Raw genomic sequence first — 21330 nt, 5'->3', positions numbered from 1 at the left:
TGATTCAAGGAGGGCATCAGTGTTAGTTTCAACAGCATTTGCCTCAGGAGTCACTGTTTGATTCTCAGTTACATTGCTAGGTACATTGTCAGTCGTATCAGCATCTGGGTTATCAAGCGAATCATTATTTTCTAACGGCGCTTCGTCTGAGTTATCAAGTTCTTCGTTTTCTTTATTCAAGTCAGGGTAATTTTCTGGCTGAAAAATTGTGATAACTCTGTCTTTTCCTTCACCTGTGCTTTCAGCGATCAGTTGCTGTTTATCAATATTATAGCTAATGAGATTACCTGTAACCTGACTGCCTGCCTGGTCAAGTTTTGCATTGCCTTTTAAGGTTAAAATACTGGTCGAAAGCTCATATTTTATTTCGTTTGCACTTGCGGTACCGATACGGCCATCATCGAGTTCTTGTGAGAAGGTGGCTGGATTACCTGTCGCAATCATGGTTTTTTTGCCACCCGACTCTTCACTGAATGCACGTAATTGATCGGCATTAATATTAATGGTGCCTTGCGTCACATTCACTGGGCCGAAGAAAATCACTTGGTTATTTTTAATATCTGCTTTTTGGCTGACGGCAGCAACTTTAAGCTCTTGTTGTAAATCACCTTCTTTAGCATGAACGCCGGTGACTGTCACTAAGCTCAATCCCATTAGGCTCATACCAAGAATACTTTTTCTAATAAAGTCTGTTTTCATAAGCTTATTGAGTGAAAATGTCAGTGTTTTACTTTGCTTCATATGTTCCTTCTACCTGACTTAAAAGCTCTAACTCTTCGGCATTTAAATCAGCATAAAGGCCTAAGCCTTGTATTTTAAAATCTTGTCCTGAGACATTAATCTGTCGATCAGACGTCATGATCATGGTATTTAAATCTAACGCAAGCATACTTGTGGTTAGCGATTGTACTGGTTCATTGATGTTTATTGCATCAATAATAACATTTTTTTCTAGCACCACTTTACCAGTTTCTTTATTAAGCTTGCCTAATTCAGCGGTTAATTGCCACTCAGCTTCGCCGTTTTCTGGATAGATAAGGTATACAGGCTCAGTGAATAGGGTTTCATTGGTTTGCTGAAAGTGTTCCATGTGTTTTGCTGACACCCGGCTTTGTACTAATCCTTGCTCGTTAAATTCTGTGCTTCGTAAGTCATTAGCGATGAATTCTGGACGCGCGGGATCGGGAAGCTTATTGGCTTCCATTTGACTACGCTTCACTTGCACTTGCCAGTATAAAACTAATGCTGCACCAAAGAAGCCGAGAATAGCGAGGGTGGTACGGCTCATATACTCATTCCGTGGGCTGTTTCGAACTTGTCTTGGCTAACAAGCAGTAAATCAGTTAACTCACGTAAAGCGCCGTTACCGCCATTAATGCGAGTGATCATTTGGCAATGTTGTTTTACGTATGGGTGACCATCTGCTACGCAAACAGCTAAGCCCACTTCTTTCATAACGGGTAAATCAACCATGTCATCACCGATATAGGCAACTTCATCTGGCGTTACATTATAAATACTGAGTAACTCTTTAAATGGTGTGAGCTTATCGTCTACCCCTTGATAGATATGGCTAACACCTAGCGCCGTCATTCGATTTTCGACAATGGCAGACTTTCGGCCTGTGATAACGGCAACACTGATACCGCTAGTTAAAATCGATCGAATACCGTAACCATCACGGGTATGGAAAGCTTTCAACTCTTCCCCTGCGTTACTTAAATATATACGCCCGTCAGAAAAGACCCCATCAACATCACAGATCAGGAGTTTGATTTTTTTAGCGCGTTGCCAAATATCGTCTGATACAGGGCCATATAATCCTTGATGAACTTGACTATTCGACATATTAAATGACTCCTGCTTTTACCATATCAAGCATATTAAGTGCGCCAATTGGGCGTTGATTTTCATCAACAACAATTAAGCCGTTGATACTTTTTTCATCCATCACTTGTAAGGCTTGTGCTGCTAAAATATCAGCTCTGATGGTAATGCAATTAGGGGTCATCACTTGTGAGATTGGCGTGGTGCGTAAATTGACTTCGGCATCAATCACTCGGCGTAAATCACCATCGGTGAAGATACCGACTAACTGTTGGTTATCATCAATAACGGCAGTCATGCCTAGTCCTTTATTGGATATTTCGTATAGTGACTCTGTGATGCAAACCTGGCTATTAACTTGCGGAACATCGCTTCCTTGATGCATGACGTCTGATACTTTAAGTAAGAGTTTACGTCCTAATGATCCACCTGGGTGTGATAATGCAAAATCATCACGAGTAAAGCCTCTGGCTTGCAATAATGCGACGGCTAGGGCATCTCCCATTACCAAGGTTGCGGTAGTGCTTGAAGTAGGCGCTAATCCTAATGGACAAGCTTCTTCTGGTACTTCAATGCAAAGATGCAGTTTAGATAATCGCGCCATGTTAGATTCAGGCTTACCCGTGATCGCAATCACTGGAACACCCATGCGCTGAATAACGGGTAGCAAGGTTAAAATTTCACTCGACTCACCAGAGTTAGAAATTGCTAAGATAATATCATTTTTAGCCAGTGCACCTAGGTCACCATGGCTTGCTTCACCTGGGTGAACAAAAAATGCAGGCGTTCCTGTGCTGGCCAAGGTGGCTGAAATCTTATTGCCAATGTGGCCTGATTTACCCATGCCCATGACAATCACTTTACCTTTGCACTGCAAAATTAGTTCACAAGCTTGGCCAAAGGCATCTGAATCAACGTACTGATATAGGTTATCTAACGCTGTTTTTTCAATATCAATGACTTGACGACCCCATTGACGCAACTGTGTTTGATTTATCATATGTTTCTCGTTTTTTTCCAATGCTAATGAGTCTTTAACAATGGTGAGTGACCCATCTTTATGCCCCGTTATTGAGATTGAAATAAGACAATCTGGTACGCAATAAAGACGACTAATAATATGGCGCCATGCCAGCGAGTTAATTGTTTCTTCGCTCCACTTGATAATACGAGCACAGCAAGGGCTGCACTGGTACCAAGTGTCATGTAAAAATCACGGCCAGCAGCATTGGCATCTATTTCCCCAGGGGCAATCAATCCTGGTATAGCAAGTACCGCTAGGATATTAAACAGATTCGAACCCACAATGTTACCAATTGCGAGATCATCTTCTTTTTTTAATACGCCAGCTACGCATGCTGCTAATTCAGGCAAGCTTGTTCCCACTGCAATAATGGTTAAACCAATGACTAAATCTGATAACCCAAATGTCTTTGCAATGCCTACAGCGCCGGTTACCATCCAGTCAGCAGAAAGCGGTAGCAAAACCATGCCAACAATAATCCAGATAATAGCATGTAATGTAGGTACATTTTTAGGGATCTCTGCATCAGATTCGTCAGATAGTGGATCTATTTGCTTATTTCTCAGTGCTTGCCAGATGAAATAACCCATTAACGAGAAGAAAGCGACCAAAAGCACTGTGCCTTCAAATCGGGTTAGCATACCGTCATGAATGAGGTATCCGGCTAACACAGTTGCCGCTAACATTAACGGAATTTCACGTTTAAGGGTTTGTGAGCTAACTGATATAGCACCTAATAGTGCTGTAATACCAAGAATTAAGGTGATGTTAGCAACATTTGAACCTAGGACATTTCCAACGGCAGTATTGCTCATCCCTTCCATCGACGCTGTTGCAGCCACAAACATTTCAGGAGCAGAACTTCCCATGGCCACAATGGTTAATCCAATCAGCATTGGAGGTAGGCCAAGGTTTCTAGCGAAAGCGGCTGCGCCATATACGAAGCGATCTGCGCTCCAAACTAATACGCCTAATCCAGCGATTAGCATTAAAATATTAAAAAGCATGTGGTTCCAAAACGTGTGTTAATAGCGATATTTGTGCAGGATTTTAACAAAAATATGAGCTGATGCGATAATTGTTGTGGATTGTAACTCATGGTGATTGATTTGTTGTAGGTTCTTACACAATTTCGTACAATTCAGCTCTACACCACATGCGCCAGGAAGGCTATTATTTCTTCAATATCCGATTCCAAATTATTAGATTCAGCAATGCCATTGGTCGAAGTTCGCCACATGGGGTTCAATCGTGGATCACGTGTTATTTTTGATGATATTTGCTTGAGCATTCCCAAAGGGAAGGTGACAGCGATTATGGGCCCGAGTGGCATCGGAAAAACAACCTTACTCAAATTGATTGGCGGCCAATTAACGCCTAACAGTGGTGAGGTACTTTTTAGTGGTGAAAATGTTCATCAATTAACACGTCCGCAATTATTCGAATTACGTAAACGAATGAGCATGCTTTTTCAAAGTGGTGCGTTATTTACCGATATGAATGTATTCGATAACGTCGCATTTGCCCTGCGAGAGCATTCAGGCTTACCTGAAGAGCTTATTCGTAAAATTGTGTTAATGAAGCTACAAGCGGTTGGGCTTCGAGGCGCAGCACAGATGCACCCTAATGAACTGTCTGGTGGAATGCAGAGAAGGGCAGCATTGGCGCGGGCAATTGCACTAGAACCTGAAATGATTTTGTATGATGAACCATTTGCAGGCCAAGATCCTATTTCCATGGGCATGCTGGTGAAATTGATAAGCGAATTATCGGATACCTTAAATTTAACTTCAGTGGTGGTCTCTCATGATGTGGACGCCGTGCTGAGTATTGCCGATTATGTTTACGTCATCGCGGAGAAAAAAGTTATTGCTTCAGGAACTCCTGAAGAATTACGTGCTTCTGATAATCGTCAAATTGAGCAATTTATCAAAGGTAATCCTGACGGCCCTGTGCCATTTCATTTTCCTGCCGAAGATTACCAACAGGAGATGCTCAATGGGAGTGATTAACCGCATTGAAAACATCGGTCGCTACGCATTAGATTTTATCGCTGGTTTAGGGCGAGCTGGGCTTATGCTGTGGGGGGCAATTGCCCATTTACCTAGATTGCAAAAAGGGCTTCCTTTACTGCTCAAGCAAATTTATGTGCTTGGTGTGCGCTCAATGGTGATTATCGTCGTATCAGGTCTATTCATTGGTATGGTGTTAGCGCTTCAAGGTTATACCGTACTTGCTGATTTTGGTACTGTTGAAAGCCTAGGGCCTATGGTTGCCTTGAGTTTATTGCGTGAACTTGGCCCAGTGGTCACAGCTCTTTTATTTGCTGGTCGAGCGGGTTCAGCATTGACAGCTGAAATCGGATTAATGAAATCTACTGAGCAATTGTCTAGTCTTGAAATGATGGCCGTTGATCCGTTGAAGCAAGTTATCGCACCTCGTTTTTGGGCTGGAGTGATTTCAGTGCCATTATTAACCATGATGTTTTGCCTTGTTGGAATATTGGGTGGTCATTTGGTGGGGGTAGAATGGAAAGGCATTGATAGCGGGTCTTTTTGGTCAATTCTTCAAGCGTCGGTTGAGTGGCGTCAGGATATTGTTAATTGCTTGATTAAAAGTACCTTCTTCGGTGTGGTTGTGACATGGATTTCTTTATATCGCGGGTATGAAGTCACGCCAAACCCTGAAGGGATAAGCAAAGCCACTACCTCGACCGTGGTGCAAGCAAGTTTGGTCGTACTCGCATTAGATTTCTTGCTGACTGCAATCATGTTTGGTCAGTAGTCATATTTTTAACGTTCATAAATTAAGTGGTTGAAGCGTATGTTGACAAGGAAAGTAGAATTATTCGTAGGCGTATTTTTGCTCGCTGGGCTGCTGGCATTTTGTATTTTGGTATTCAATGTTGCCAACGTAGAACTAAAACCCAATCAAGCTACCTATACTCTAAAGGCAGAGTTCAACAATATTGGCGGGTTAAAAGTACGCTCGCCAGTTAAAGTAGGCGGAGTTGTCGTTGGCCGCGTGACAAATATATCCTTAGACACTAAAAAACTTGTGCCCGTGGTAACGTTAACGATGGACAAGCAATATGATCAATTCCCTGAAACCAGTAGCTTATCGATTTTAACCTCGGGTTTACTTGGGGAACAATTTTTAGGCTTAACCCCAGGTTTTATGGATGATGATATAGAGATGCTAGCGGATGGCGATAGAGTCCATGACACTCGTTCAGCATTAATATTAGAAGATTTAATTGGGCAACTTTTGTATAGCGTTTCTTCGAAGGATTAATAGGAGAGTATCATGAGCCAATGTTTCATACGTTTATGGCGTGTTTGTGTCTTATTCGCGGTCATCATTTTGCCAGTACAGGCTAGCGAAGTGATCGACACCCATGACCCTTTTAAATTAGTCCAGCAAGTATCCAGTAAAACCTTTGAACGTTTTGATGCTGATAAGGCACTCATTGATGCTGATTTGAGTCATTTGAAAGTCATTGTGCGCGAAGAGTTAATGCCTTATGTGGATTATAAGTATGCAGCTTATAAAGTCATGGGGCAGTATTTACGCGACACCACACCAGAGCAACGAGAGCGTTTTGTTGATGCATTTGAAGGGTATTTGGTTGCGACTTATGCGCAAGCGTTCACCGAATATACTGGACAAAAAGTGCAATTTTCTCCAGCTAGTGAATTCGAAAATGAAAAGTTTGTTGATGTAAATGTGCAAATTATTGAAGACGGTCGTCCGCCAATTAAGGTGATGTTTAAGGCTAGACGCCTAAAAGATGACAGTTGGAAAGCATTCGATTTAGTCGCTGAAGGGGTCAGTTTGCTGGCATCTAAACAGTCAGAAATCACCAACCTTATTCGCCAAAAAGGGGTTGATTCAGTGATTGAGATGCTTAAAGAGAAGACCCAGCAAGAAATCAATTACAAACAGGATAAGGAAAATGCTGCGTGATTGAGTTTTTACAGCAAGGTGACATTTGTGAAATTAAAGGGCAACTAAGGCAAATAGAGGTCATCGATTTATGGCCAAAACGACAAGAGTTGTTTACTGATTCGACTCAGGTGTTAGACTTGTCAGCTTTAGAGTATGCCGACAGCGCAGGCGTCGCTTTTTTACTTGAGCTGGTTAGTTTAGGTAAAAGCAGTAAAAACACCACTCAGCCAAGGAGATTGGCACATCCGAGTAAACATCTAAAAAGACTCATTGAGTTATATGATTTAGAATCCTTTTTTCTAGAAAACTAGCATTGAATTTAAGGTAACCAATTTCATGGATTGCAAAGTAATCGAGCAGATTTTAACAGAAGCACTAACGATTGATGAAGTGCATGTCACTTCAGATGGAAGTCATTATAAAGTTGTTGCCGTTGGCGAATGTTTTGATGGCATGAGCAAAGTAAAGCAGCAGCAAACGATTTATGCACCATTAAATGACCATATTGCTAGTGGTGAATTACATGCGCTGACCATCAAAACATTTACGCCGACACAGTGGAAGCGTGAAAAATTATTTAATATGTAATTAGAGAGTCAGTGTGGATAAATTAACAATTAAAGCCAGTAAGCCACTTTCTGGAGATGTCACTATTTCTGGTGCTAAAAATGCGGCATTGCCGATTCTATTTGCTGGCGTGCTTGCTGAAACTGACTTTATCGTCTCTAACGTACCAAGTTTACGCGATGTAAATACCACGTTTAAATTACTACGATGCTTGGGCGCAGAAGTCACAGATTTAGGTAACAGTAAATACTGCATCTCAGCTGCAAAGCTTAATGAGTTTTGTGCACCTTACGATTTAGTCAAAACCATGCGCGCTTCGATCCTAATTTTAGGGCCGTTGCTGGCACGTTTTGGTACTGCAGATGTGTCACTGCCTGGCGGCTGTGCTATTGGTGCTCGTCCAGTGAACCTTCATTTACAAGGCTTAGAGCAAATGGGCGCTAAGATTGAAGTAAAAGAAGGCTACATTAAAGCTCGTGTCGATGGTCGCTTAAAAGGTGCGCATATCTTTATGGATATGGTGAGCGTTGGAGCAACTGAAAATTTATTGATGGCTGCAGCATTAGCTGATGGTGAAACCATTATTGAAAATGCTGCACGAGAGCCTGAAATTAATGATTTAGCGCATTGTTTGATAGCGATGGGAGCTAAAATTTCGGGTGTCGGTACTGCGACATTAAAAATTGAAGGTGTTGAGCGTCTTTCAGGGTGCGAGCACCGTGTCATGCCTGATCGAATTGAGACAGGTTCATTCCTTGTTGCTGCTGCAGTGACTCGTGGTAGCGTGCGTTGTGTCAGTGCCGATCCCTCTTCGCTTGAAGCTGTACTTGCTAAGTTAGAAGATGCGGGGGCAGAAATCACTACAGGTGAAGATTGGATTGAGCTGGATATGAAAGGCAAACGTCCAAAGGCTGTGAATATAAAAACGGCTCCTTATCCTGCATTCCCAACCGATATGCAAGCTCAGTTTTGTGTGTTAAATGCTTTAGCTGAAGGAACGAGTCATGTGACTGAAACGATTTTTGAAAACCGTTTTATGCATGTACCTGAACTGAGCCGTATGGGCGCAGAAATGGAACTTGAAGGTAATACTTGTATCATTAAAGGTATTGAGCGCATGAATGGAGCTCAAGTGATGGCGACTGATTTACGTGCATCTGCCAGCTTAGTGATTGCGGGTTTAATGGCTGATGGGATTACTACAGTTGATCGTATTTACCACCTTGATCGTGGTTATGAACATATTGAAGAAAAGTTCAAAGGGCTAGGCGGCGAAGTCGTACGTGTGTCTGAATAGACTGACGTGATTAGGCTTTTAATAAGCTAAAGACTATACCAATAAAAAACCGCTCATTGAGCGGTTTTTTATTTAATTGAATTAAGTGTCTTTTTATTAGCTATTTTCTGGTAACTTTTCGCCAATAATCACAGGCAGTTCAATCGGCTTGCCTTCACGGATAATGGTAATGTTAACCTTATTGCCTGGTGGTGTTTCCGCAATTCTATCCATGAGCATTTCAACACCAGGAACGCTTTCTTCTGCGTATTGAATAATGACGTCGCGTGGTTTTAAAGTCGCTTTAGCTGCAGGGCCATTAGGATCAACCCCTGTTACTAGTACACCTTTAAGATCGGGTAGGTTTAAAATTTGCGCCATCACTTGGCTGAGGGGCTCGCCAGAGATCCCTAAAGCACCGCGGATCACACGGCCATTTTTAATCAGTTTACCCATAATGCTATGGGCAAGCTTGATAGGAATAGCAAAGTTAATTCCGTGTCCACCGCCTTCAGCGCCAATCTGAAATGCGGCAGTATTAATACCAATTAATTCCCCACCTGTGTCAATTAATGCCCCACCTGAGTTACCGGCATTAATCGCAGCATCTGTTTGTAAAAAGTCTAAATAACCTGAACTGAGTCCATTTCGACCTGTGGCACTAATAATACCTTGAGTAATGGTTTGCCCTAGGTTGTAAGGATTACCAATGGCAAGCACAACATCACCCACTTGGGCTGGGTTATTAAGATTAATCGGAACGATTGGTAGGTTATCCCCTTCGATTTTAAGCACGGCGATATCAGTGATTTGATCTGAGCCCACGACTTCTGAAGTAAATTTTCGCCCATCTTGTAAGGCAATGACGATCTCATCAGCTTTTTTAATAACATGGTAGTTGGTTAAAATATAACCTTCTTTGCTCATGATAACGCCTGAGCCGAGACCTTGAAGTGAACTGGAATTCAGTGGGCTATTTTGATCTAAACTGAGGCTATAAATATTGACAACGGCAGGGGCTGCTCGGCGAACCGCGCTCGCAAAAGACAATTCGTTATTTTGATGAGTAACAGACAAGCCATTGTTAAAGCTGTTGTTATCAGTAAAACGAGTCACTACTAAAAACACAGCAGCCATGACGAGGCCAAAAACCACGGCTTTTGTTAAGTATAAGATGTTGTCTTTAAGATTCATTGGCCAACTAAATTAGTTAAATTAATCAAGGATATTACCACGCTTAAAAAAATTAAGCATCGTGACTAGGCCACGATGCTTAATTAGCACTATAAATCTCAGTTTTTAGTGCAGCGTTAATGAAGGTATACACATGTCAAACGACACCATTGCTAGGTTAATATCATAGCGGTTATTACCTTAATGCCTTGTTATTAAAGTTTGATATACCTTTATAAAACTCGCTGTCATTCAGGCTATCTTAATACAAGGTACATTAGCTTATTATCACGTAATATTTTTAGTGCCACTGCGCCTTGTTGGTTTTTCAGCTCTTCTTTAAGTGAGTTTAAGTTTTTCACCTTGCTGCGGTTTAAGCCCACTATCAGATCGCCTTTTTCTAGGCCGTTACGAGCGGCCGGCGACCCCTGTGCAATATCGGTTATTTCAATACCTTTACTGCTATTAGTAAGTTCAGCCCCTTCAAGCATAGGATGTAAAGCATCAGCAGCTGAGCCGGTACTGCTTGTTGATTCTCCTAATATTACGTTAACGGTTTCTTTATCCCCGTCTCGAATGATGCCGATGTTAACTTTAGCACCAGCGCCCATAGTGGCCACTTTTGCTCGAAGTTCTTGGAAGTTTTTGATTTTCTTCCCGTTTACGCTGACAATAATATCGCCAGCTTCAATGCCTGCATCATCGGCTGCACTATCTGGCATCACTTCACTAATAAAGCCACCATGTTGGGTTTCAAGGCCAAATGCTTTAGCGAGTTCATTATCTAAATCTCGGCCTGTTACACCTAGCACCCCACGCTTGACTTCACCATGCTCGATAATTTGATTAATGAGGTTATTAACCATATTGGCAGGAATAGCGAAACCAATACCGACGTTACCGCCACCTGGAGCGACAATGGCCGTGTTAATACCAATCAGTTCACCGTTCAGGTTGACGAGTGCACCACCAGAGTTACCACTATTAATGGCAGCATCGGTTTGGATAAAGTTTTCAAGCATTTCGATGCCAAGCCCGCTGCGACCCAATGCACTGACAATACCGGATGTGACAGTTTGACCTAAGCCAAACGGATTACCAATTGCAATAGCAAAGTCGCCAACACGAATGTCATCTGAATTGGTTTGTTTAATCGCTGTCAGGTTTTTGGCTTTAATTTGTAATAAGGCGATATCGGACTCGGGATCTGAGCCTATTAATTTAGCATCAATTTCGCGGCCATCATGTAAACCGATTTTAATTTCATCGGCGCCATTAATTACATGGTTATTAGTCACAATGTAACCTTCTTTTGCATCAATAATGACACCAGAACCTAGACCTCTAAATGGTCGTTCACGTACTTGTTCTTGAGGTGCGTTGGGGCCAAAGAAATATTTAAACACATCAGGAATTTGCTGTTTTGAAGTTTGAGTACCACTAACCGCAACTGAAACCACAGCAGGGGTTGCTTGTTCTAACATTGGCGCTAGGCTTGGCAATGTTTGACCATCAACTGCATGAGGCATCGCTGCCTGTGATATAGCTGGCATTAACGATAAAGAGGCAGTTAATAACGCTGCAGAAAGTAAAGTTAATTTTGGCTTCATTGATTGTAACTCCTTGAAAATGAAATCTGTGTCATACACGAAAATGGCTTTTCGCTTATGCGTAATAAATGATTCCCGTTAACACGTATTGAATATATAACCTCGGAGTGGTGCAAAATCCAATAAGTTCAGGCTTTATTAACAAAGGTTAATTTTTTGTTGTTCTAAGCGTTACCTCAATTGACGCTGCATGCTATGATTGCTGAGAATTTTCAGCAGTATAGAGAGTCGTATTCGTGTCTCAGTTAAGCCCATGGCAGCATTATCAACAAGATTTAACCCGTGAAGGTTTTTCTCATGACTTAGCACAAGAGCAAGCTGTTAAGTCATTACAAAGAGTGTATGAAGAGCTTATAGCTGCTGATACTCAAACCTCTGGCATGACTAAATTATTGAGCGCTATTGGTATTAAAAAATCTGCACCTTCAGTGCAGGGGTTATACCTTTGGGGCGGTGTTGGCCGTGGTAAAACCTATCTTATGGATACCTTCTTTGATGCTTTACCGACAGATAAAAAACTGCGTGCTCATTTTCATCGGTTTATGCATCAGTTACATCATGATTTAGGTGAACTGGAAGGGGTGCAAGACCCGTTAATCAGCATTGCGAAGAAAATGGCTCAACAATATAAGATTATTTGTTTTGATGAGTTTTTTGTTTCTGACATTACTGATGCGATGTTATTGGGAACCTTGTTTCAATACTTGTTTAAAGAAGGCGTTGCTTTAGTGGCAACATCTAACATTATTCCTGATGATTTATACAAAAACGGCCTTCAACGTGCGCGCTTTTTACCTGCTATTGCATTAATTAATCAGCATTGTGAAATTTTAAACGTGGATTCAGGTATCGATTACCGTTTACGTACACTCGAGCAAGCTGAGATATACCATTTCCCATTAGATGAACAAGCTGATACAAACTTACTGACTTATTTTGGTCAGCTTGCCCCAGAATCTGAGGTGCTGACAGACGCTATCGAGATAGAAGGGCGTTTAATTGATATTCGTCAGCAATCTCAAGGCGTGCTATTAGCTAATTTTAGAGACTTGTGTGATGGACCAAGATCGCAACGTGATTATATGGAAGTGGCCAGACTCTATCACACGGTTTTATTAAGTGGTTTAGAGCAGATGGGCTCGTCCACAACAGGTGATGATATTGCCAGACGTTTTCTGGCGATGGTGGATGAGTTTTATGAGCGTAATGTTAAGCTGATTATCTCAGCAGAAGTGGCGCTGGAAGCTATTTATACAGACGGTTTATTGGCTTTTGAGTTCAGGCGTTGTCGTTCGCGTTTAATTGAAATGCAATCTCATGATTACCTGACTTTAGAGCATCTACCTTAATAGTGGCTCGTTTATATATTAAGCCGTCTATTGATATGTAATTTCGCTTAAAAAATCGCATATATAATGTACATCAATCAAGAAATCACCCATCGCGGTGATTTTTTTATAAAAGTTAAAAAATTAGGTGATTTTTAACTCAGGTTTGTCTATAATCCGCCACCTGCCCTCGTTACTCCACCGAATTTGGGTGGACGATTTAAACCAATTTCAGCTCGAAGGGGCTTTGAAATGGTCATTGTGTTGATTGCATGAGCAGTCAATATTGAGACAGAATTTTAAACATTGGGTTTTTGTAAAATGAAGACTACATTTACTGCTACACCAGAAACAGTCACTCGTGACTGGTTCGTCGTTGATGCTGAAGGTAAAACTTTAGGTCGTATCGCTACTGAAATTGCTACTCGTTTACGCGGTAAGCATAAGCCAGAGTATACTCCTCATGTTGATACTGGCGACTACATCATCGTTATTAACGCTGAAAAAGTTGCTGTGACTGGTAACAAAGCTAAAGGCAAAGTTTACTACTCACATTCAGGTTTCATCGGTGGTATTAAGCAGATTACTTTTGAAAAGCTGCAAGATCATAAGCCTGAAATGATTATCGAGAAAGCAGTTAAGGGTATGTTACCAAAAGGTCCATTGGGCCGTGCTATGTTCCGTAAGCTTAAAGTTTACGCTGGCACTGAACATAACCATGCTGCACAACAACCTCAAGTTCTTGATATCTAATACGGGAGTAAGCTAATGTCTGCAACTCAGTACTACGGCACTGGCCGTCGTAAAACATCAACTGCTCGCGTATTCGCTAAAGCAGGTAGTGGTCAAATCGTTGTTAACCAACGTCCACTAGATGTATATTTTGGTCGTGAAACTGCTCGTATGGTTGTTCGTCAACCTCTAGAGCTTGTTGAAATGACTGACAAACTTGACATCTATGTAACTGTTAAGGGCGGTGGTATCACTGGCCAAGCAGGTGCAATTCGTCACGGTATTACTCGTGCATTGCTTCAGTTAGACGAAGCTTTACGTCCTTCTTTACGCGGCGCTGGTTTCGTTACCCGTGATGCTCGTAAAGTTGAGCGTAAGAAAGTTGGTCTACGTAAAGCACGTCGTAAGCCACAATTCTCAAAACGTTAATTCGTTTTTGGAATTCAAAAAGCCCAGCTATATGCTGGGTTTTTTATTGCCTATTTTTTACTATTTAGCCTGACGATGCGAAATGATAAGTGTGTTACTGATTTTGTGTTTTAGTGGTCTTGATGTTATTGGCGCAACAAAAATGATGGAGTGAATAATGGATTATCAAATGCTAATGTTAGTAATTGGCACGGTTTTAGTTATAGAGGGCGTAGGGCCACTATTATTTCCTGAGCAGTGGAAAAAATATTTAGCCGAGATTTCACTGCAAAATAAGAATGTTCTCAGGAGGTTAGGTGGATCTTTAGTCTCTGCTGGCGTCGTACTATTAATAATTTTCGCATAAAATACTTGCAATATACCCCCAAAAATCTGTTAAAATTCGCCTTTATACCGCAACCTTGCAGCAGACGATGGGCAAAAACGTAGTAGTACTCGGCACTCAATGGGGTGACGAAGGAAAAGGTAAGATTGTCGACCTTCTAACAGAACAGGCAAAATATGTAGTTCGTTACCAAGGCGGCCACAATGCTGGTCATACTCTTGTTATCGACGGCGATAAAACAGTACTTCATTTGATTCCATCAGGGATCTTACGCGACAATGTGAAATGCATTATCGGTAATGGTGTAGTGCTCGCTCCCGATGCTTTGATGAAAGAGATCAACATGCTTAAAGAGCGTGGTGTTCCTGTCGAAGAGCGTCTTCTTATTTCAGAAGCATGTCCACTAATTCTACCTTTCCATTGTGCTCTTGATGTAGCTCGTGAAAAAGCGCGCGGCAATCAAGCTATCGGTACAACGGGTCGTGGTATTGGTCCAGCTTATGAAGATAAAATTTCTCGTCGTGGTCTTCGCGTCGGTGATTTGTTCAATGCTGAACTTTTCGCTGAGAAGCTAAAAGAAGTGATGAAATATCACAACTTTATGCTGACAGAATACTATGATTGTGAAGCAGTTGATTATCAAAAAACGCTTGAAGATGCATTAGCGATTGCTGATTATCTTAAGAGCATGTGTACTGACGTTACTGAATTACTTGATACTGCCCGTAAAGCGGGTGAGCCAATCTTGTTTGAAGGTGCTCAAGGGACATTACTTGATATCGACCATGGTACATACCCATATGTGACTTCATCAAATACTACAGCAGGTGGCGTAGCTACTGGTTCTGGTTTTGGTCCTCGTCACTTAGATTATGTTTTAGGTATCATGAAAGCTTACACCACTCGCGTAGGTGCTGGTCCATTCCCAACTGAACTTGAGAATGAGATTGGTGACTACTTAGGCCATAAAGGCCAAGAGTTTGGTGCTACCACTGGTCGTAAACGTCGTCCAGGTTGGTTGGATGCAGTGGCAATGCGCCGTGCAGTTCAAATCAACAGTGTAAGCGGCTTCTGCCTAACAAAGCTTGATGTTCTAGATGGCCTAGAAGAAGTTAAGATTTGTGTTGGTTACAAGTACCCTGATGGTACTGTAGAAACTGTTACTCCACTAGCAGCCGAAGGTTACGAGCAGGTGACACCTGTTTTTGAAACTATGCCTGGCTGGAGTGAAACAACTTTCGGTGCGACGTCAATTGAGCAACTGCCACAAGCAGCACTTAATTACATCAAGCGCATTGAAGAGTTGCTAGAAGCACCTGTTGATGTTATTTCAACGGGTCCTGATAGAAATGAAACAATCGTATTAGTTAATCCATTTAACTAACACATTGAAGGCCGCTAACTTAGCGGCCTTTTTATTGTGTTGTTAACCTGATTAGCCTAACTGAAATTTATAATCGAAATATCGCTGTCATCCTCCAGTTATCTTCGTTACTTTTCCAATCTAATATTGATTTTCTTTATCATTTTTATCCGCTAATAACCTTAGTTTGTGCAGTTAATACTCAAGAATTGAGCTATAATGCCGATGCATAGAGTAACTATAGTGTCATTGAGAATTGTTATGCTGCGATTAAGTTTGGTCATCTTCTGTTTTATTCCTTATCTTGCTGTTGCTGAACTTGCTTCAGTGGATATCTATAGTGATGAACAGTTATTGACATTAATTCGTACTGATCGATATTTAGAGCAAGTGCAAACCGATGATTGTCAGTTAGTGCAAGATATTGAAGCAAGAGCTGAAATTTTAAAGCAGCCCATGTATCAGTTTTTATGGGGCGAAATGCTTAACCATGGTGTGTGCGTACCTAAGCATGCCTCTCGTGGTATGAAACAATTACAAATTGCTGCAGAGCAAGGTAGCGCAGAGGCGATGCTAAAACTGGCCGAATATTACTATCACGGCAAAATGGTAGTTAAAGATAAGAATCGTGCTGTGCAGTATGTGATGCCTGCAGCTGCCAATGGTGATGTTCCAGCACGACTTATGTTAGTTCGCTTATTTAGCGAAGGTTATGGTAGCCCTGTAGACTATAAGTTAGGTTACCATTGGTTATATAACAGCGTATTTAATGATGAAGCAACGCAAAAACAAGCGACTTCATTATTGCAGAATTTAGCCGCTAAGATGCCCGCCAGTATAGTAGAGCGAGCTCAGCAGCCACAGCTGCATTAAACGCGAATACTCCAAAGGTGGAGTAAATTATTTGGAAATTGAATGATCAACGATCCTCATTTTGAGAGAGAGCAAGACAAGTACGAAAACCCAATCCCTAGCCGTGAATACATCTTAGAGTATTTACGCGCACAGAAATCCCCAGTGACCCGTGAACACATTGCTAAAGCACTTAACATGGTCGATGAAGATCATCTTGAAGCGTTAAGAAGACGTTTACGTGCAATGGAGCGAGACGGACAACTGGTTTATACCCGTGGGCATAGCTACGGATTACCAGAAAGAATGGATTTAATTTCGGGCACCATTATTGGTCACCGTGATGGCTTTGGATTTTTTAAATCTGATGAAGGTGGTGACGATTTATTTATCAATAATCGTGACATGCAAATGTATTTCCACGGTGACAAAGTACTGGCACAAAAAGCAGGTTCAGACAGACGTGGTCGTCGTGAAGCACGCATCGTCAGATTAGTACAAGAACGGACTGCGCCCTTAGTTGGTCGCTATCACGTTGATGCTGGAATGGCTTTCGTTATTGCAGATGATAGACGTATCACCCAAGAAATCTTAATTGCGAAAGAAGATGCCAACGGCGCTCGTGCGGGTGACGTTGTTGTGGTTGAGCTCACTCGTCGACCTGGCCGCTTTGTAAAAGCTGCTGCGAAAGTGACGGAAGTTTTGGGTAAGACCATGGCGCCGGGTATGGAAATTGAAATTGCACTGCGCAATTACGATTTACCGCATAAATGGTCGTCAGTTATTGAGAAAAAACTCAAACGTATTCCTGATGAAGTCCCAGAGTCTGATAAAAAAGGCCGTGTTGATTTACGCCATTTACCGTTAGTGACTATTGATGGTGAAGATGCTCGAGATTTTGATGATGCAGTGTATGCAGAAACAAAACCAAGTGGTGGCTGGCGTTTATGGGTAGCGATTGCCGATGTGAGCCACTATGTGCGCACTGATTCAGCATTAGATGAAGAAGCGAGATCGCGTGGTAACTCTGTGTATTTCCCATCGCAAGTTATTCCAATGTTGCCTGAGAAAATTTCGAACGGCTTATGTTCGCTAAACCCGCATGTCGACCGCTTATGTATGGTTGCGGAAATGACGATTTCTGCTGCTGGTAAACTATCGGGTTACAAGTTTTATCCTGCGGTCATGCATTCTCATGCTCGATTCACTTATACCCAAGTTGCAGCCGTGCTTGACGGTGGTGAGATTGCGCCTGAGCACGAAAGCTTGTTCCCACATCTTCAATGTTTACAATCGCTGTATTTAACATTGAATGAACGTCGAGCTGAGCGTGGTGCGATAGCATTCGAAACTGTTGAGACACAGTTTATATTTAATGAGCAACGTAAAATCGAAGCTATTGTGCCGAGAAGTCGAAACCAAGCGCACAAGATTATTGAAGAATGCATGATCCTTGCTAACGTAGCCTCAGCTAAATTTGTTAAAAAGCATAAAGGTGAAGTGTTATATCGAGTTCATGAAGCGCCATCAGAGACTAAATTAGCCAATTTCAAAGAGTTTTTAGCCGAACGTGGCCTGTCGATGAATGGTGGTGATGAGCCTACACCATCAGATTATCAAGATGTGATGCTGAAAATTGCTGATAGGCCAGATGCAGAGTTAATTCAAATTATGTTGCTGCGCTCTATGAGACAAGCAGTATATAGCCCTGATGACGATGGTCACTTTGGTCTAGCATTAACCGCATATTCGCATTTTACATCGCCTATTCGTAGATATCCTGATTTAGTCTTGCACCGCGTGATACGCTATTTATTAGCTGCCCAAGAGGGCAATGTTAAGGACAAATGGACCCCTGAAGGTGGCTATCATTACGATCTTGATGAGCTAGATAAGTTAGGTGAAGAGTGTTCAATCACTGAACGCCGTGCTGATGAAGCGACACGTGATGTCAGCGATTGGCTTAAGTGCGAATACATGCAAGATCATGTTGGTGATGACTTTGAGGCTGTTATTGCCTCTGTCACGAGTTTTGGCTTATTTGTCCGATTAAAGGATCTTTATATTGATGGCTTAGTTCATATTTCAAGTTTAGTGAGTGATTACTATCAGTTTGATCCTATGCGTCAGCGTTTGATTGGTGAAAACACCAAGAATGTATATCAAGTCGGTGATGAAGTGAGTGTTAAAGTTGCTGCGGTTAATCTAGATGACCGACAAATTGATTTGATTATGCTTGGCGATCATGGAAAGAGTCGTAAAAAAGCTAACCGCAAGCCATTAACTGCTCGTGAGCGTGCAAACCTTGAAGGGGCTAAAGTCGGAGCGGGTAAATCGAGTCGTGACAGCGAAGCTACGACCGAAAAAGGCAAAAAGAAGCGTGGTTCTAGTAGCAAAAAAACACGTTCTAATACTGCGGCAAAACGAAAAAGTACGAGTAAACCAGCTAAAGGCACTTCCGCCACCGCTGCAAAGAAACCATCAAAAGCAAAGCGTAAGAGAAAATAAGTAAATGAAAAAACAAGATATCATTTTTGGCATCCATGCAGTTGAAGCTTTGCTACGTAACGCACCTGAGCGCATTATTGAGCTATGGGCTTTACAAGGCCGTGAAGATGAACGTGTATTGCCGTTAATTAATTCGGCGACACAGTTTGGTGTGTCGGTGCAACGTTCAAGTCGCAAAGTACTTGATGACAAATCTGCCAGTAGTCAACATCAAGGAATTGTTGCACGGGTTAAGCCTGCAAAAATCTTAACTGAAAATGATTTAGACGTATTACTTGAAAAAACTGATCAAGCCTTCTTATTAATATTAGATGGCGTAACGGATCCACATAATTTAGGTGCTTGTCTTCGTAACGCGGATGCCGCAGGCGTACAGGGCATTATTGTGCCGAAAGATAATTCAGTTGGGTTAACTGCAACCGTGAGTAAGGTTGCTTGTGGTGCTGCTGAAACCATCCCGTTATTTCAAGTGACTAACCTTGCTCGTACCATGCGTCATATTCAGCAAAAAGGAGTTTGGATTATTGGTGCGGCAGGTGAAGCGGATTGCGAACTGTATCAAGCAGACTTAAAAGGGTCATTAGCTATTGCAATGGGCGCAGAAGATAAAGGACTACGTCGTTTAACTCGTGAAAGTTGTGATTCGATAGTCTCGATTCCAATGGCTGGAAGTGTTTCAAGCTTGAATGTATCAGTAGCAACCGGTATTTGTTTATTTGAAGCAGTGCGTCAACGCAAAGCATAAAATGAACTGAAAATGCGACACGACGAAAACGGGCTTAATGCCCGTTTTTTTATGCGATAAAAATCGTAAATGGATTTACTGGAAAGTATAGAGAAGATTGAACGTGGTAATCGTATCGGTTTTGACACTGTCTTCTGGAACCACTGCAGTGTATCTGACGTTCACACCAATTTTGAATGCCCAATCCTGCAAGAAAGTATTTTTGTAGCTCAAGTCTAGCGTCAGGGTATTGTTATCTTCACCGACTTCAGAGGTTAAGTCTGCATTTAAGCTGGTGTACTCTTGCAGCTTCACTGAATACTTGGCTGCGGTACGTAAAATAATATCTTGGTTAGCATCAGGGTTTAAGTCTGAATCTGTGGCTTTAGGTAAATCATAACGAAAACCTGGACCCACCTCTAAACTGAGCTTTGTTTGATAGTTGGAGATAATATCAAAACCGTAACCAGATGAAATGGTCATTAGTTTGGTATAACTACCAAAATCGTCCCAGGTGAATTCACCTCGTCCAAAAATATAACCACTGTCTAATTTATAACTTGATTGGGCATAAACGTCGTACTTTTCAGCTGTCGTCGACTCATCATCAGCTGCGTAATAAACTTTGAAAGTAAACTCTTGCCTAGCTTTTTCTGTGTCGTAATTTAAGTAAGTACGGCCATTAAAATTCTGCGATTTATTGTTACCGGTATTTAATTGCATTCCAGCTTCAATTTCAGCATTAAAGTCGCTTGGTGGCTCTTTGTAATCTGGCGGTACTAATGCCCAGACTGGCGTTGAGGCGAGCAGGGTGGAAGTTAACATGACGACTTTTTTCATTACGCTTTTCTATGAATTATGATTGTGAACGCCTGAAATACGGATGAAGCGACATAATACCTGTAATCGAGTTAGCTGCAAAGCGCTCAGACATGCCAATTTCCCTTAAGGTTTTATAATATGGGGCAGAGCTTAGTTATCAATCTGATTGCAAAGTAAAAAAACGAGGTGTTTACAAGGAAGGGAAGATAACTATTGAGCATTGATAACAGCAGGGTTTCCCCTAAACGAAGTGAAACACAAATCTAGCTTGAACCACTAGAAATATTACTTGAGTTTGCTGTTGTGTTTCTGTACTATGTCGCGCTCAAATCAGTCATTTAATTTCGTTCCTTGCCTCCAACTTGGTCTGACTGAGCCACACGTGAGGCTAATTAACCGTAAGGAGCAATAAATGCGTCATTATGAAATCGTATTTATGGTTCACCCAGATCAAAGTGAACAAGTCCCAGGTATGATCGAGCGTTACAGCAGTGTAATCACTGATGCTAACGGTACTATCAGCCGTCTAGAAGATTGGGGTCGTCGTCAATTGGCTTACCCAATTCAAGACCTACATAAAGCTCACTATGTTCTTATGAACGTAGAAGCAACTGCAGAGTCTATCGAAGAGTTAGAAACAGCTTTCCGTTTCAATGACGCTGTTCTGCGTAACATGGTAATGCGCACTAAAACTGCTGTTACTGAAGCTTCTCCAATGGCTAAAGCAAAAGATGAGCGTGATTCACGTCGTGCTCCTACTGCTGCACCAGCTGCTGAAAAAGAAGTAGAAGCAAGCGCTGAAGAATCTGCTGAATAATTAGT

Annotated in this window: 23 protein-coding genes and 1 pseudogene; 16 read left to right on the top strand and 8 right to left on the bottom strand. The window is 41.8% G+C overall.

Annotated features, from left to right (window positions below):
- Nucleotides 1-117 precede the first annotated feature (117 nt).
- From lptA to AN944_RS04860, 5 genes and pseudogenes are all read right to left on the bottom strand, one after another.
- A pseudogene (gene lptA / locus AN944_RS21840) lies at nt 118-663 on the bottom strand (lipopolysaccharide transport periplasmic protein LptA); the annotation flags it as partial.
- A 64-nt stretch (nt 664-727) separates the two neighbouring features.
- A complete protein-coding gene (gene lptC / locus AN944_RS04875; protein WP_055023477.1) occupies nt 728-1288 on the bottom strand; it encodes an LPS export ABC transporter periplasmic protein LptC in 561 nt (186 codons plus the stop codon).
- A complete protein-coding gene (kdsC, locus tag AN944_RS04870) occupies nt 1285-1848 on the bottom strand; it encodes a 3-deoxy-manno-octulosonate-8-phosphatase KdsC (RefSeq protein ID WP_055023476.1) in 564 nt (187 codons plus the stop codon). Before kdsC ends, lptC begins: the two co-directional genes overlap by 4 nt.
- A gap of 1 nt (nt 1849) precedes the next feature.
- Nucleotides 1850-2827 (bottom strand): KpsF/GutQ family sugar-phosphate isomerase, encoded by a 978-nt coding sequence (locus tag AN944_RS04865; RefSeq protein WP_055023475.1) that lies wholly within the window; start codon nt 2825-2827, stop codon nt 1850-1852.
- 68 nt (nt 2828-2895) lie between these two features.
- Complete coding sequence (locus AN944_RS04860; protein ID WP_055023474.1) at nt 2896-3858, bottom strand: calcium/sodium antiporter; 963 nt, start codon at nt 3856-3858, stop codon at nt 2896-2898.
- 207 nt (nt 3859-4065) lie between these two features.
- Between AN944_RS04860 and AN944_RS04855 the strand changes: the two genes are divergently transcribed.
- The 7 genes from AN944_RS04855 to murA are packed head-to-tail and all read left to right on the top strand — an operon-like array spanning nt 4066 to nt 8663.
- The gene (locus AN944_RS04855) at nt 4066-4863 is read left to right on the top strand and encodes an ATP-binding cassette domain-containing protein (protein WP_055023473.1); all 798 of its coding nucleotides are present in this window, start codon (nt 4066-4068) and stop codon (nt 4861-4863) included.
- On the top strand, nt 4850-5635 hold the full coding sequence (gene mlaE / locus AN944_RS04850) for a lipid asymmetry maintenance ABC transporter permease subunit MlaE (protein ID WP_055023472.1): 786 nt from the start codon (nt 4850-4852) through the stop codon (nt 5633-5635). The genes AN944_RS04855 and mlaE overlap by 14 nt, the downstream gene beginning before the upstream one ends.
- Nucleotides 5636-5674: 39 nt before the next feature.
- The gene (gene mlaD / locus AN944_RS04845) at nt 5675-6145 is read left to right on the top strand and encodes an outer membrane lipid asymmetry maintenance protein MlaD (RefSeq protein ID WP_055023471.1); all 471 of its coding nucleotides are present in this window, start codon (nt 5675-5677) and stop codon (nt 6143-6145) included.
- 12 nt (nt 6146-6157) lie between these two features.
- Complete coding sequence (locus AN944_RS04840; protein ID WP_080916857.1) at nt 6158-6817, top strand: phospholipid-binding protein MlaC; 660 nt, start codon at nt 6158-6160, stop codon at nt 6815-6817.
- Nucleotides 6814-7110, top strand: coding sequence for a lipid asymmetry maintenance protein MlaB (locus tag AN944_RS04835; RefSeq protein ID WP_055023470.1), 297 nt, complete (start codon nt 6814-6816; stop codon nt 7108-7110). Before AN944_RS04840 ends, AN944_RS04835 begins: the two co-directional genes overlap by 4 nt.
- Nucleotides 7111-7135: 25 nt before the next feature.
- Complete coding sequence (locus AN944_RS04830) at nt 7136-7387, top strand: BolA family protein (protein WP_055023469.1); 252 nt, start codon at nt 7136-7138, stop codon at nt 7385-7387.
- A 13-nt stretch (nt 7388-7400) separates the two neighbouring features.
- Nucleotides 7401-8663, top strand: coding sequence for a UDP-N-acetylglucosamine 1-carboxyvinyltransferase (murA, locus tag AN944_RS04825; RefSeq protein WP_055023468.1), 1263 nt, complete (start codon nt 7401-7403; stop codon nt 8661-8663).
- A 96-nt stretch (nt 8664-8759) separates the two neighbouring features.
- On the opposite strand, the gene degS is transcribed toward murA, so the two are convergent.
- Nucleotides 8760-9836: an outer membrane-stress sensor serine endopeptidase DegS gene (degS, locus tag AN944_RS04820; protein ID WP_055023467.1), complete on the bottom strand. Its 1077-nt coding sequence runs from the start codon at nt 9834-9836 to the stop codon at nt 8760-8762.
- Nucleotides 9837-10072: 236 nt separating this feature from the next.
- Nucleotides 10073-11425, bottom strand: coding sequence for a DegQ family serine endoprotease (locus tag AN944_RS04815; RefSeq protein WP_055023466.1), 1353 nt, complete (start codon nt 11423-11425; stop codon nt 10073-10075).
- 236 nt (nt 11426-11661) lie between these two features.
- Here AN944_RS04815 and zapE point away from each other — a divergent pair, with 236 nt between their 5' ends.
- From zapE to rlmB, 8 genes are all read left to right on the top strand, one after another.
- Nucleotides 11662-12774: a cell division protein ZapE gene (zapE, locus tag AN944_RS04810; RefSeq protein WP_055023465.1), complete on the top strand. Its 1113-nt coding sequence runs from the start codon at nt 11662-11664 to the stop codon at nt 12772-12774.
- 300 nt (nt 12775-13074) lie between these two features.
- On the top strand, nt 13075-13506 hold the full coding sequence (rplM, locus tag AN944_RS04805) for a 50S ribosomal protein L13 (RefSeq protein WP_055023464.1): 432 nt from the start codon (nt 13075-13077) through the stop codon (nt 13504-13506).
- A gap of 15 nt (nt 13507-13521) precedes the next feature.
- On the top strand, nt 13522-13914 hold the full coding sequence (rpsI, locus tag AN944_RS04800; protein ID WP_055023463.1) for a 30S ribosomal protein S9: 393 nt from the start codon (nt 13522-13524) through the stop codon (nt 13912-13914).
- A gap of 157 nt (nt 13915-14071) precedes the next feature.
- Nucleotides 14072-14260 carry a DUF2065 domain-containing protein gene (locus AN944_RS04795; RefSeq protein ID WP_055023462.1) on the top strand — a complete coding sequence of 63 codons (189 nt, stop codon included), beginning with the start codon at nt 14072-14074 and terminating at the stop codon, nt 14258-14260.
- 67 nt (nt 14261-14327) lie between these two features.
- Nucleotides 14328-15623 (top strand): adenylosuccinate synthase, encoded by a 1296-nt coding sequence (locus AN944_RS04790; RefSeq protein WP_055023461.1) that lies wholly within the window; start codon nt 14328-14330, stop codon nt 15621-15623.
- 204 nt (nt 15624-15827) lie between these two features.
- Nucleotides 15828-16475 carry a tetratricopeptide repeat protein gene (locus AN944_RS04785; protein ID WP_197495541.1) on the top strand — a complete coding sequence of 216 codons (648 nt, stop codon included), beginning with the start codon at nt 15828-15830 and terminating at the stop codon, nt 16473-16475.
- 42 nt (nt 16476-16517) lie between these two features.
- The gene (rnr, locus tag AN944_RS04780; protein ID WP_055023459.1) at nt 16518-18962 is read left to right on the top strand and encodes a ribonuclease R; all 2445 of its coding nucleotides are present in this window, start codon (nt 16518-16520) and stop codon (nt 18960-18962) included.
- 4 nt (nt 18963-18966) lie between these two features.
- Nucleotides 18967-19707, top strand: coding sequence for a 23S rRNA (guanosine(2251)-2'-O)-methyltransferase RlmB (rlmB, locus tag AN944_RS04775; protein WP_055023458.1), 741 nt, complete (start codon nt 18967-18969; stop codon nt 19705-19707).
- A 75-nt stretch (nt 19708-19782) separates the two neighbouring features.
- Here rlmB and AN944_RS04770 read toward each other — a convergent pair whose 3' ends face one another.
- Nucleotides 19783-20526: a YdiY family protein gene (locus AN944_RS04770; protein WP_055023457.1), complete on the bottom strand. Its 744-nt coding sequence runs from the start codon at nt 20524-20526 to the stop codon at nt 19783-19785.
- A 394-nt stretch (nt 20527-20920) separates the two neighbouring features.
- Between AN944_RS04770 and rpsF the strand changes: the two genes are divergently transcribed.
- Nucleotides 20921-21325 carry a 30S ribosomal protein S6 gene (gene rpsF, locus AN944_RS04765; RefSeq protein WP_055023456.1) on the top strand — a complete coding sequence of 135 codons (405 nt, stop codon included), beginning with the start codon at nt 20921-20923 and terminating at the stop codon, nt 21323-21325.
- Nucleotides 21326-21330: the final 5 nt, after the last annotated feature.

This window comes from Shewanella sp. P1-14-1, from assembly GCF_001401775.1.
GTDB lineage: Bacteria > Pseudomonadota > Gammaproteobacteria > Enterobacterales > Shewanellaceae > Shewanella > Shewanella japonica.
The sequence above is the reverse complement of the archived record's forward strand: the minus strand, read 5'-3'. Positions and strand labels throughout refer to the sequence as shown.